This is a genomic window from uncultured Marivirga sp. (assembly GCF_963974845.1).
GTDB lineage: Bacteria > Bacteroidota > Bacteroidia > Cytophagales > Cyclobacteriaceae > Marivirga > Marivirga harenae.
The window spans coordinates 129,068-141,949 of sequence record NZ_CAXBEQ010000006.1 but is presented as its reverse complement, the minus strand read 5'-3'; the positions used below and the strand labels follow the sequence as shown (position 1 = coordinate 141,949).

Sequence of the window (12,882 nt, the reverse complement as noted above, 5' to 3'; positions counted from 1 at the left end):
TCACGCACATTAGAACAGGAAATACCACTTTAATAAATTTTCGCGTATTTAAGAAACATACAAAGGACACTTTAGGTTATTCAACCCAATATGAAAAAAGTAAATCAAGGAAAGACAGGCGTTTTATTAGTAAATCTGGGAACACCCGATTCTACAAAGACAGGAGATGTAAGAAAATATTTAAGGGAATTTCTAATGGATAAAAGAGTGATAGATATTCCTTTTCTATTGCGTTGGATGTTAGTAAACTTGATCATTGCGCCATTTAGAGCGCCAAAATCAGCCAAAGAATACCGCAAACTTTGGGTGGAACGCGGTTCTCCACTGAAATTTTATGGGGAAGATGTTCGTGATTTACTTCAAAGCGAATTGGATGATGACTATGTTGTTGCTTTGGGAATGCGCTATCAATCCCCTAGCATAAAAAGTGCTTTGGAAGAACTAAGAAATCATAAAGTAGCCAAAATAATTGTGGTACCAATGTTTCCACAATATGCTTCGGCAACTAGTGGATCAGTTCACGATAAGGTCATGGAAATTGTTCAAGATTGGCAAATTATTCCACAAATTAACTTTATTAGCACTTTTGTAGAAGAGCCTGGTTTTTATAAAACATTTGCAGCTTTAGGTAAAAAACATATGGAACAGCATGATTATGATCATGTGATTTTCAGTTTTCATGGCTTACCTGAACGCCAAATTAGAAAGGGTTCGGTTGACAATTACTGTAAATTAGGGAGTTGCTGCAATGCATATCATGACAAAAATAGATTTTGCTATAGAGCGCAGTGTTTCCAAACCGCAAGACTTATTGCAGGTGAATTAAATTTACCAGAAGAAAAATTCACAGTCACCTTCCAGAGTAGGTTAGGAAATGATCCGTGGATTAGGCCTTACACGGATGATGTGTTAAAAGACTTAGCCAAAGAAGGCAAAAAATCAATCTTGGCTTTTTCTCCAGCCTTTGTTTCAGACTGCCTGGAGACCACCATAGAGGTTGGCGAAGAATTCAAGGAAGAATTCGAGGAAGCTGGAGGTGAAAGATGGGATTTGGTTGAGAGTCTAAATGATAACAAAGAATGGATAGATACCTTAAAATCTTTGGTTTTGAAAAATTAGATTTACTCAACATTCCAAACGTTAGACTTTTTTTGACTAAATTATTGGTTATAAAATTATATGAACAGCCAATGGTTTAAAATCATATTGCCCCTTACGTTGTGTACATTCTTTTACTCGGCCTTTGCTATTCAGTCTGACTCCATTCAATCAATACTAGATGATCAGCTTTTAGCAACTGAATTCAACAGCGAGGAAAGTGTATTGGAATACTTAGACCTGACTACCAAATTGTATTCGCGTTCTCCCACAGATGCATTGTACTATGTTACTTTGTTAGAAAACAAATTAGATTCCGAAGAAAATAAAAATGGCAAAGCTTATATTCTAAGTAAAAAGGGCACCTACTACTGGCTGCAAGGAATTTATGATGCGGCATTGACTGCTTACTTTGAGTCTTTAAAACTATTTGAAGAGTTTGATAATAAAATAGAAGTTGTAAAAACACTCAATAATATTGGAGAGACATACAAAAAGCAAAAAGACTATGTCCAATCTGCCAGATTTATTAAGTCAGCATTAGCCAAATTAGATGAAGTTGAAGATTTTTCTCCTGAATTAATATTAGTGAATTTAGGGCAGCTTTTTATGTTACAGGAAAACTATGACAGCGCCAATTACTATCTAGATCAAATATTGCAAAAAGATAGCGTCAGTGAACAATCGAAAGGATTTACAACCCTATATAAAGGAATTACTTATCGGAAAATAGGGCGAAATGATTCAGCCAAATTTTTCCTGCATCAAAGTTTAATTTATTGGTCCGAAATAAACTATGCTAGAGGTTTTGTTGAAAGTAAGATTGAACTTGCTCAAGTAGATATTAAACAAGGGAATTACTCAATGGCTAAGCAGTATTTGAAAGATGCTGAAACACTTGCCTTAAAAATCAATTCTTTAGACCTTTTACTAAAAGCTTTTCAAGCTAAAATCGATCTTTTCACAATCCAAGGGAGTAAAGATTCTTTGGTTTACTATTTTAATAAATACTTGAAAATTCAAGATTCTATTTTCAGCTCTGAATCAAGAGCAGAAATCAATAAACTCAGTATTCAGTATGGTTTAGCACAAAAGGAAAAAGAAAGCTATAAAATAGCATTAGAAAAATCGCAACTTGCTAATAAAATTGAGAATAGGACACAATTTCTAATTTTACTAATTGCAGCTCTTATCATCTCCATCGTGTTGATCATTTATTTGCGAAATAAGAGTACTCAACTCAAAAGTGCACATTATAAATTAAAACAACAGAAAGAGGAGATCGAACAAAAGCAAAAGAAGATTTCCTCTAAATCTCTAGAGCTAGCCAAATTAAATAAAGAACTTCATAACCTCAACAATAATTTGGAACAGAGAGTGATGGAAAGAACCCAAAAATTGAACGAAAGAAATAGACAAATCGCTGAATTCACCTATTATAATTCACATAAATTGCGTGCTCCTGTTGCTAACGTTTTAGGCCTTATAAATGTAATTGAACTCACAAAAGATGGGGAAATTGATCCGATAGTTTTGAACCATTTGAAAACAAGTGCGATGGAATTAGATAAAGTGATATTCAACTTGAAAAATCTGCTAAACCTGGATGAAGAAAACTAAATTCAAGTGATCACAGGAAGTACCACTGTAAAGGTAGTTCCTTTTCGAACTTTAGATGTAAAATCAACCGTACCTTTTAAAACGTTTAATGTATCCCTAACAATATACAAACCTAGTCCAGACCCTTCAATTCCTTGATGTGCTCTAAAAAACATATTGAATATTTTCCCTTGATATTCTTCAGGGATTCCAGAACCATTGTCTTCAACTTCGATCAGATAAGAATTATTTTCGACCTTTGCAGAGACCTTAATATAAGGTGGTTCATCTTTCTTAAAGTCATGATATTTTAAAGCATTAGTCACCAGATTACTTAATACTATATTAAGTCTTTTAGCGTCAGTTTTTATTTTGAACTCTGAATCGTAGGCCCTGATTAGCTCCACCTTTTCGGCATTTTCGTAAAATTTCAAATCCTCTACTATGCTGTCTATAACTACATCCATCCGGATTTCTCTTATCTCCAATGGTTTTTTAGTGTTAGTAGAAAAATCCATTATACTCCTAATAAATTCTTCGAGTTTATTGATGCTAATATTCATCAATTGGAAATAATCCTTAATTTGATCAGGATTATTTGACATCCCAGCAACTGAAATTAATCCACGTAGAGATTTGAGAGGGGCTACTAAATCATGAGAAGAACGATAAACAAAATTATCAAGTTCATTATTAATAGTTTTTAATTCTTCATTGGCTTCTTTTAATCTTTCTTTTTGGGATCTCAATTCGGCAGTCCTTTCTTTAACAGTCTCCTCCAATTTTTTATTCAGTACGCTCAGTCTGTGAGTCCTAAAACGAATAAAACCAACTATTAGGAGCCCAATAATAAGTATAAAGACGACATAAGAGATAGTGTATCTATACCAAGGTTTAGGAATTATTAAATCAAAATGAAATGGAGCAAATTGAAGATGGTCTAGTGTTGAGTGCTTTGCTTTTAAATGAATTGTATATTCTCCCCCCGGTAAATTAGTGTACTCTTTCCTGGAATTCGTAGTCCATTCTGACCAGTCTTCATCAAAGCCTTCCAAATAGTATGAAAACTGCAGGTCCTTTTCAAAAAACCCTGGTGCGGAAAAATAAAAATCAACCGATTTAAAATCAGCCAAGTTGAATTCCATGCGGTGACTACTATCGCGAACATAGAGCGTGCTATCCCCAACTCTAATATACCTAATCTTCGCCAAAGGCTGGAAATCTAGTTCTTCCTTGGGTTTGTAGAATTCCAGATATTGTATACCAAGACCACTCGTTACCCACAAATTATGCCTTCTATCGATTTCTGGATGGGATATGAAATTGGAAAATAGCCCGTTCCTGGTTGTTAACTTCTTCAATATCCGTCCGCCAGAGTCAAAAAGCTGCATTCCATTTTCCCAACTTGAAGTAATATATAAGGAATCGGATATTTTATCTGCCCAATATAAAAAGGTACTATCTGCTTTGTAGAAGTTTGAAATTTCACTTTCAAATGGGGTAGTCTCATATGTTTCAGCATTGTATTTGTAAACACCATTTTCAGATGTAAAAAATAACCAATTGTCTTCTTCCTGCTCCAGGACTTCCCACACATAATCATCTTCAAATCTAAACTCCTGATTTACATAAGCAATGGTATCATCTTCAAGAAGCGCTAAACCACCCTGATCTTTACCATATATTGAAATTAGTATATCATCTTTTACTTTATATGATGTTATACTGGCTCCTAAATTTATTCTTGACAAAATCTCACCATCCCATTTTAATAAAGAACTATCAAGACTGAAATAAGTAGATCCGTTTTTCTGCAGTATATTCCAAACGAAGGGAATCTCTTTATCATCAGGCCGCTTATCGTTTAAAGAATGGTAAATCAGATTGCCTGAACTACTACGTTGGAAATAGCCCAGATCTTCATTTCCAAATGTATAAATTTTATCTTCTATGATTTTAAGATAGGTAACAGGAGTAAAATTTGGAGTTTTATAAAGTTGCCAATGCGTTCCATCAAATTCAAGCAGGCCATTCTCATTGCCGAAATAAACAATACCATCTTCATCAGTAACAGCCATATTGTTAAAAGAACTGGCTCTGTAATTTGACCCGTCAAAATTATGAAATAGTATAGAATCTGTAAGCTGGGTAGCTGATTTTTTGACCGCCAATGCAGAACTGGAGTCTGAACTTTGATTTGAAAAGGCAGATAGGGAGGCTAGCAGAAAAAAAATAACTAACAGCATCCATTTCATAAACCTAACACTAATGCTGAGTTTCCTTAAGTCAGTATGATATATGTTATAAAAATACAAATCACCATAAATTTAGATAAATTTCATGAAGCCGAAAAATGTCTTAGACTAATGGCTTTTTTGCTTCGATATACAGCTAAGCAAAAATAGCCCATACTTCCTAAAAAGATATGGGCTATAGATATAATACAAATTAATGTTTTTATGACATTTCTATCAGCTCCTGATTGACATTCATAAAATGATATTCCGTTAAGGCTAGCGAACTATCTTGAACAAGTTTAATCCATTTACCATATTTAAAAAACCATTTTACACGTAGAGATATTAAACCTTTTGTATAATATGAGTATAGGAACGGATGAACTGCTAGACTTAAAGACTTTTCATTTTGCTTAGTAAGCAAATAATCCAAATCCTGCTCAATTTTATCTGTTACCAATATTGAAGCTGTAATTTTACCTGTTCCATTGCATGTAGGACAAGTTTCCTTCGTAACAATATTCAATTCCGGCCTTACCCGTTGACGAGTAATCTGCATCAAACCAAATTTTGACAAAGGCAATACAGTATGTTTAGAACGATCGGTTTCCATAAACTCCTTCATCCTTTTGAAAAGAAGTTTCTTGTTATCAGGATTTTTCATGTCGATAAAATCAACAACTATTATCCCGCCCATATCTCTTAAACGTAACTGCCGAGCTACCTCCTTAGCTGCCTCTAAATTAGTATTTAGGGCAGTGTCTTCTTGGCTTTCCTCATTATTGGATTTATTACCACTATTGACATCTACTACATGTAAAGCCTCAGTGTGCTCAATTATTAAATAACCACCACCTTTAATATTAACAGACTGCCCAAATAGTGATTTTAATTGCCTTTCGATACCAAAATGCTCGAAAATCTTATTTTTTCCAGAATAAAGCTTTAGAATTTTTTCCTTACTGGGGTCTATCTTCTGGATATAGGTCTGAATTTCCTTGAAAGTTTCTTCATCATCAACATGAATGTTGTCGAAAGTTTCATTCATCATATCCCTCAAAATAGAAGATGCTCTACCTACCTCACCTATGATTTTATCCTTCGGCTTGGCATCTTTGAGCTTCTTAACTCCGTTTTCCCAAGTATCTAATAAATTCCTTAGATCAGTATCTAATTCTGCTACCTCTTTACCTTCGGCAACAGTTCGGATGATTACACCAAAATTCTCTGGTTTAATTGATGATATCAACCTTGTAAGTCTCTTCCGTTCCTCACTAGTTGATATCTTTTTGGATATGCTTATTCCATTGGCAAATGGTACTAGTACCAAATACCTTCCTGCTAGTGACAACTCGCATGATAGTCTTGGCCCTTTCGTAGAAATAGGTTCTTTTATAACCTGAACCAACACCTGCTTGTTCTTAGAGAGCACTTGTGAGATCTTTCCTAATTTATCAATCTCTGGCTCTAATTTGAACTTACTTAATTTATATGAGGTGTTATTACGAGTAGTGGCAAATTTAGTATACTTTAAAAGTGAATTCACTTTAGGTCCAAGGTCATGGTAATGCAAAAAAGCATCTTTTTCATAACCTACATCCACAAATGCGGCATTTAAGCCTTGCATAACTTTCCGGACGTTTCCCAAATAAATATCACCAACACTAAACTGCTCTTCTTTATTGTCATAATGAATCTCTATGAGATTCCTATCATTTAGAAGGGCAATACGACTGCCATTTTGAGTTGAATTAATAATTAATTCATTGCTCAAAGCTCAATAAGTTTAAGTGAAAACTAAAAAAATGTCTTGTATAAAAGACAACTAAGAAGTAATTAATTACTTCTTAGTCTTGTGTCTGTTTTTTCTTAGTCTTTTCTTTCTCTTATGAGTTGAAATCTTATGTCTTTTTCTTTTTTTACCGCAAGGCATAACTTTTAAATTTTTTGTTAAACAATTTTATTTTAATTCATTTAAGTAACTATCCACAGCTGCTAACAACTGCTCGTCATTACTTTTATTTTTAATTTCTGAAAATAGCGTTCTGGCTTTTGCCTTCTGACCGTTATTCATAAAGCTCAATGCTAAATAGAACTCAGCTTGAATATTTTCAGGATGGTTTTTTAATAACTTTTCAAACCGTTCAATCGCCTTATTAAACTGACCTGATTGAATTGAAAGGATACCTAAATTAAACAATGCCTCTTCATTGTATGGATCTTCTTCCACCACTTCTAATAGCATGGAGATTCCTTTCATAGGATTTTCAGAAGACACATAAGTCATCGCCAATTTAATTTTAGCACTGTTATTAGAGGGATTATTATCCAGAACTTTCTGTAAATACTCTCTAGTTTTCACTGCTAATCCTTTTGCTTTATCAACATCAGCTGCAAAGCTGAAAGCTTCATAATAGGCATTTCCTATTATTCCATTATCCTCTGTAGATAATTCTACATATTTAGCTGCGCTATCAAGCCTATTAAGCTCTTTGAACATACTAGCTAAAGAATCTGCAAATATAACACTATTTTCCTGACTTTCAGCAACCATAAAACTATTTCTTAGTCGCTCTATGTCTCTTTTTACATCCGCTGGGATATTCCCTCCATGAGAACCCGACATAGTTGCAGTGGACGATTCAGTTGAATTGCCATTTGTTGATGAATTAGTTTCTATAGGCTCCGATCTCCCATCAATACTATCATTTTCATTGTCAACCACCACCTTGGGAAGGCTGAAAAATACAGCGACCAAAGCAATGGCCACAACAAATAATATGATTCGGGATTTTAGCATATTTGAATTTAAACTTCTTCGGTGATTTTGTTTGAGCTTTTGATTTTTTCTACAAAAACTTTAGATGGTTTAAAACTAGGTACATAATGCTCATCAATCACAATAGCTGTATTTTTTGAAATGTTTCGAGCAATTTTTTTAGCTCTTTTCTTATTAACAAAACTTCCAAAGCCTCTGACATAAATGTTTTCACCATCAGCCATTGAATCCTTCACTACAGAGAAAAATGCTTCTACTGTTGCAGTTACATCTGCCTTGTCTATACCTGTTTTTTCAGAAATTTCTGATATAACGTCTGCTTTAGTCACGCGTCTTTATATTTTAAAATTATTAAAAAATTTTCCCTTTCCATTTTGGGTCTGCAAAGGTAACCCTACATTTTTGAATTTAAAAGTAAAATCTTTTAAAGATATGTAAGATCTATTTCGAGATTTGATGTTTAACTTTTTAATTTTCAACAATTTATGCAAAATACAAAATATATAAGTCATAAAAATTAAATCACTCATAAAAATCGCCATTTAGGATTGAAAATCAGACAGTTACTTTTCAATACACCCCCATTGACTGATGCGTTCAATTTAATATCATCATGATAATCTTTCATCTTTTTATTTAAGAATACTCATATTTGCATCCATTATGTCTCAACGCTTCTCAAATCTTATTATAGACTGGTATAAAATCAACAAGAGAGACCTGCCTTGGCGGGACACCTCTGACCCTTACAAAATTTGGCTCTCAGAAATAATACTTCAACAGACCCGGGTGAATCAGGGCTTACCCTATTATGATAATTTTATTAGTCATTACCCCACAGTATATGATCTAGCAAATGCGACTGACGATGAAGTAATGAGATTATGGCAAGGGCTTGGATATTATTCCAGAGCAAGAAATCTTCACGAATGTGCTAAATCAGTGGTGAGAGATTATGGTGGAGAATTTCCTAACTCCTACAAAGAATTACTTACATTAAAAGGTGTAGGAAAATACACAGGAGCAGCCATCGCTTCATTTGCCTTTGATCAAGTAGTTCCAGTTGTAGATGGCAATGTGTTTAGGGTACTCGCCCGTTTCTTTGATGTTTCAGATGATATAGCCCAAGCCAGGACATTTTCCAAATTTTTTGATATTGCCAATTCTCTAATCCCTACGGAAAACCCCGCTTCTTTTAATCAAGCATTAATGGAATTGGGCGCATTGGTGTGCAAACCTAAAACGCCTCGTTGTGAGATTTGTCCGCTTAATCAGGAATGCCTGGCAAGAATTCATGGAAAACAAGCTGATCTACCAGTTAAGAAGAAGAAAATTAAGGTCAAAAATAGATTTCTGTACTATTTGATTTGGCAAAACGGAGAAAAACTAGCCATGAAGAAAAGAGGGGCAAATGATATTTGGCAAGGTTTATTTGATTTTGACCTATTTGAAAGTGAAAATGCACTTACACCTGAAGAAGTATTAGAAAAAGTAACAGAAAAATTCGTTCATGCCGAAGTGACTGATATTTCAGAGCCGGTCACTCATATTCTTTCTCACCAACGACTGCAAGCAGTATTTATTCAGTTAAAAAATCCAAACCACAATGTATTGAAAGAGACAGGCTTGGAGTACTACACAAGACAACAAGTTGAGGAATTACCAAAACCCAGATTGATCACGAATTATTTGACAAGCAAAAATATTTAGGTAAATTTATCTTTGAAGTTTACAGGTACTGGAAATTATTTTCCACACATTATCGGTAAACCTCAACTATTAACAGTAATTTTGAACTAAAACTTTTTAAACTATGTCAGGAGTAAACAAAGTAATTCTTGTAGGAAGATTAGGAAAAGACCCAGATGTTAGACATTTAGAAAGCGGTGCTGCCGTTGCTAATTTCCCAATTGCAACATCTGAAACGTACAAAGACAAAAACGGAAACAAAGTTGAGCAAACTGAGTGGCACAATATCGTTCTTTGGAGAGGTTTAGCAGAAATAGCAGAAAAGTACCTGCAAAAAGGAAAAATGGTTTACATTGAAGGAAAACTTCGAACTCGATCTTGGGAAAAAGAAGGGGTTACCCGATATACAACTGAAGTAGTGGGTGATCAAATGACAATGTTGGATTCTAAAGGCGGTGAAAGCCAAGGTTCTGGAGGTTCAACTGATTATCAATCAAATAATCAACCAGCGCCAGCGCAGAGCCAAACCCCAGATACAAATAGCGAAATGGACGATTTACCATTTTAATTTAAATAATCATAAAAATTGGAAGACCCTTCCCCTAGTATATTTTTATTAGCAAGCATAGCCGAAACAGGCAATCACTGGTTTTACATCATCAATGCTATATTGATGATGTTTTTACTTTTTATGTCAGCACTTGTTTCTGGCTCTGAAGTAGCTTTTTTCTCTTTATCGCATGATGATTTGGCAAAATGCAAAACCAGTAACCAACCAAAAGAACAAACCATTTTGGAATTGCTAAAGAATCCCAAAAAATTACTGGCGACTATCTTAATTCTAAATAATTTTATTAACGTTGGTATTGTTACTCTTTCCACTTATGTGACTTGGGAAATTGTAGGCACAAAAGAAACTGAAGGATTGTTGGTTGTAACCTTAACCGCAGTCGTCACCTTCCTGATTGTTTTCTATGGAGAGATTGTTCCCAAAGTATACGCCAACCAAAACAATTTAAGTTTTGCTTCGAGAATGTCATTGCCTCTGAACTTTTCTGCAAAAATCTTTAGCCCATTGTCTATTCCACTAATGAGTTTGAGTAATATCATTGAAAAAAGAGTAGAACAAAAGGGATTCAGCGTTTCTATTGATGAATTGCACCAGGCATTAGAAATCACTGCGGACAAAGACACCACGGAAGAAGAAAAAGGCATCTTAAAAGGTATAGTGAACTTCGGAACACTTTCCGTCCGGCAGGTAATGAAATCTCGTTTGGATATCACCGCTTTTGATATCGAAGATGATTATCACATGTTGATGGATCAAATCAATAAAAATGGGTTTAGTAGAATACCTGTTTACCGAGACACCATTGACAAAATAGAGGGTATTTTGTATGTTAAGGACTTATTGCCATATATTGATAAAGAAGACAACTTCGAATGGCAAACTTTACTTAGAACGGGTTATTTTGTGCCAGAATCAAAAAAGGTCGATAGTCTTTTAAAAGATTTTCAAGAAAAAAGGGTTCACATGGCAATAGTGGTAGATGAATATGGGGGTACTTCTGGACTCATTACATTAGAAGACGTAATTGAAGAAATTGTTGGAGAAATCAATGATGAATTTGATGAAGACATCGATGTGGCCTATAATAAACTTGATGAATACACCTATATTTTTGAAGGCAGAACTTCTCTTAACGATTTTTGTAAGATAATTAATGAGGAAGCCAGCGTTTTTGAGGAAGTCAAAGGAGAAAGTGAGTCATTAGGCGGGTTGCTATTAGAATTAAATAGCAAGTTGCCGCGAACTGGCGAGAAAATTAAATTCAAAAACTTCACTTTTACTGTAGTAGCAGTAGACCAAAAGCGAATCAAAAGGGTTAGGGTATTCACAAAGAACTAGACTGGAACTTCGCTTCAAGAATAAACTAAATCATCATGCTTATATTCGTATTAAGCACATTTGTAGCAGTATTCGTGTCTTTTCTATGTTCAATGGCTGAGGCAGTTTTATTGAGTGTCGACAAAGTCAAAATTGAAACTGATAAAGAAAAAGGACTTAGCTATGCCAAGATCATGCATAAGCTCAAATCCAATATTGACAGGCCTATTTCCGCCATACTAATCTTAAATACGATTGCCCACACAGGAGGTGCCACCATAGCGGGAAGTGCATTTGACGCGATTTATGGAGAAAAATACATCTGGATCTTTTCAGTAATTTTTACCATCGTGATTCTTTTTGGAACTGAAATTATTCCAAAGGTAATAGGTGTTAATAAATCAAACGCTATTTCACGGAAGATGGCATGGCCTCTGCAACTCATTATAAAAATTCTTCATCCCTTCATTGTCATCACTCAGGCCTTCACCAGATTATTAGTAGGCAAAAGAAAGAAGAGTAATCCATACAGCCTTGATGACATTCGGACCATTGCCAGAATGGCTAAAATGGAAAAAATAATTGACACCGATCAGGAAAGTATCATCATCAATACCTCTACCTTAAAAAAACGGTTTGTTAGAGAAATCATGCTTCCTGTAGATCAAATCATTTTTTTTGAGGAAAATGTTAGTTTTGACCGATATTTTAATGTGGCTTTAAAACATAAGCATACGCGCTACCCAATCAGTAGGACAGATTCTATTGAAGGAGTATATGGGTATATAAATTTTAAGGAAATTGCTTTAAATGAAAAAGAGAGCTCCGAAAACCGCTTGACAGAGTTTATCAGGCCGGTGATTTTTATTAATGAAAATACCCCTATCATCAACTTGTTGAAAAGTATGAATGAAAATCGATTTCATATATCAATGGTAAAATCAGAGGCTGGAAAAATAATTGGAATGATCACATTAGAGAATCTAGTGGAAACCATTGTGGGTGATATTGAAGATGAATTTGATTGAATGGGTAGCAATTAACTACCCATTTAAATTGAGTTTAAATTGCTTCTAATACATTCTTAAGCATGTTGTTTACTTCTTTGGCATGTTGAACAAGTTCCTCATTTTCCACCACTGCCATTGCAGAAGCAGGATCAATTGCTGTCACTTCTATATTACCATCTTCCATTTCCCTTATAGTGACATTACAAGGTAGCATTGTACTAATGTGAGGCTCAATAGATACTACTTTATCCGCATAGGTTGGATTACAGGCTCCTAAAATTACATGAGGCAAATATTCCTTATCTAATTTTATCTTCATGGTAGCTTTAAAATCTATTTCAGTTAAAACTCCAAAACCTTCTTCTTTCAAGGCTGATTCCACTTCACTTCTTACTGTATTGAAATCTTTATCTTTTAATATTTTCGAATGATAGTAATTCATTATTCTTAATTTTTTTGCTTGTTATAATAACGTCCAAAGCTGTAAATTGATTAGCTGAAATCGTTTATCTTATGTCAGTGATTACTATCTGTGATATTTGTTACATAGCAAATCCAAAATCACCTTTTAATTATTAAATC

General features: G+C 34.4%; 11 protein-coding genes. 6 read left to right on the top strand and 5 right to left on the bottom strand.

The genetic code is table 11. The features are described from left to right. The first annotated feature begins 90 nt into the window (after positions 1–90). Together hemH and AAC601_RS14300 are read left to right on the top strand one after the other, a co-directional pair. Positions 91–1,119 carry a ferrochelatase gene (hemH, locus tag AAC601_RS14305; protein ID WP_340153651.1) on the top strand — a complete coding sequence of 343 codons (1,029 nt, stop codon included), beginning with the start codon at positions 91–93 and terminating at the stop codon, positions 1,117–1,119. 60 nt (positions 1,120–1,179) lie between these two features. After that, a complete protein-coding gene (locus tag AAC601_RS14300; protein ID WP_340153650.1) occupies positions 1,180–2,718 on the top strand; it encodes a hypothetical protein in 1,539 nt (512 codons plus the stop codon). Positions 2,719–2,720: 2 nt separating this feature from the next. Here AAC601_RS14300 and AAC601_RS14295 read toward each other — a convergent pair whose 3' ends face one another. The 4 genes from AAC601_RS14295 to AAC601_RS14280 form a co-directional block, all read right to left on the bottom strand. Beyond that, positions 2,721–5,012: an ATP-binding protein gene (locus AAC601_RS14295; protein WP_340153649.1), complete on the bottom strand. Its 2,292-nt coding sequence runs from the start codon at positions 5,010–5,012 to the stop codon at positions 2,721–2,723. Between the two features lie 142 nt (positions 5,013–5,154). Next, positions 5,155–6,708 carry an Rne/Rng family ribonuclease gene (locus AAC601_RS14290; RefSeq protein ID WP_303271517.1) on the bottom strand — a complete coding sequence of 518 codons (1,554 nt, stop codon included), beginning with the start codon at positions 6,706–6,708 and terminating at the stop codon, positions 5,155–5,157. 186 nt (positions 6,709–6,894) lie between these two features. Beyond that, complete coding sequence (locus tag AAC601_RS14285; RefSeq protein WP_340153648.1) at positions 6,895–7,734, bottom strand: tetratricopeptide repeat protein; 840 nt, start codon at positions 7,732–7,734, stop codon at positions 6,895–6,897. 8 nt (positions 7,735–7,742) lie between these two features. After that, positions 7,743–8,042 carry an HU family DNA-binding protein gene (locus tag AAC601_RS14280; RefSeq protein ID WP_013454713.1) on the bottom strand — a complete coding sequence of 100 codons (300 nt, stop codon included), beginning with the start codon at positions 8,040–8,042 and terminating at the stop codon, positions 7,743–7,745. Positions 8,043–8,376: 334 nt separating this feature from the next. Between AAC601_RS14280 and mutY the strand changes: the two genes are divergently transcribed. From mutY to AAC601_RS14260, 4 genes are all read left to right on the top strand, one after another. After that, positions 8,377–9,423 (top strand): A/G-specific adenine glycosylase, encoded by a 1,047-nt coding sequence (gene mutY, locus AAC601_RS14275; RefSeq protein ID WP_340153647.1) that lies wholly within the window; start codon positions 8,377–8,379, stop codon positions 9,421–9,423. A 103-nt stretch (positions 9,424–9,526) separates the two neighbouring features. Next, positions 9,527–9,970 carry a single-stranded DNA-binding protein gene (locus AAC601_RS14270; protein ID WP_303271513.1) on the top strand — a complete coding sequence of 148 codons (444 nt, stop codon included), beginning with the start codon at positions 9,527–9,529 and terminating at the stop codon, positions 9,968–9,970. A gap of 18 nt (positions 9,971–9,988) precedes the next feature. Further along, the gene (gene gldE / locus AAC601_RS14265) at positions 9,989–11,311 is read left to right on the top strand and encodes a gliding motility-associated protein GldE (RefSeq protein ID WP_303271512.1); all 1,323 of its coding nucleotides are present in this window, start codon (positions 9,989–9,991) and stop codon (positions 11,309–11,311) included. A gap of 35 nt (positions 11,312–11,346) precedes the next feature. Continuing rightward, positions 11,347–12,318 carry a CNNM domain-containing protein gene (locus tag AAC601_RS14260; RefSeq protein ID WP_303271511.1) on the top strand — a complete coding sequence of 324 codons (972 nt, stop codon included), beginning with the start codon at positions 11,347–11,349 and terminating at the stop codon, positions 12,316–12,318. A 34-nt stretch (positions 12,319–12,352) separates the two neighbouring features. Here AAC601_RS14260 and AAC601_RS14255 read toward each other — a convergent pair whose 3' ends face one another. Beyond that, the gene (locus AAC601_RS14255; protein WP_340153646.1) at positions 12,353–12,742 is read right to left on the bottom strand and encodes a DUF302 domain-containing protein; all 390 of its coding nucleotides are present in this window, start codon (positions 12,740–12,742) and stop codon (positions 12,353–12,355) included. Between the last annotated feature and the right edge of the window lie 140 nt (positions 12,743–12,882).

Excerpts from the sequence above, each read along its gene's own strand:
- hemH (WP_340153651.1), top strand. The coding sequence starts at position 91 with ATGAAAAAAGTAAATCAAGGAAAGACAGGCGTTTTATTAGTAAATCTG.
- AAC601_RS14300 (WP_340153650.1), top strand. The coding sequence starts at position 1,180 with ATGAACAGCCAATGGTTTAAAATCATATTGCCCCTTACGTTGTGTACA.
- AAC601_RS14285 (WP_340153648.1), bottom strand. The coding sequence starts at position 7,734 with ATGCTAAAATCCCGAATCATATTATTTGTTGTGGCCATTGCTTTGGTC.
- mutY (WP_340153647.1), top strand. The coding sequence starts at position 8,377 with ATGTCTCAACGCTTCTCAAATCTTATTATAGACTGGTATAAAATCAAC.
- AAC601_RS14270 (WP_303271513.1), top strand. The coding sequence starts at position 9,527 with ATGTCAGGAGTAAACAAAGTAATTCTTGTAGGAAGATTAGGAAAAGAC.
- AAC601_RS14260 (WP_303271511.1), top strand. The coding sequence starts at position 11,347 with ATGCTTATATTCGTATTAAGCACATTTGTAGCAGTATTCGTGTCTTTT.
- AAC601_RS14255 (WP_340153646.1), bottom strand. The coding sequence starts at position 12,742 with ATGAATTACTATCATTCGAAAATATTAAAAGATAAAGATTTCAATACA.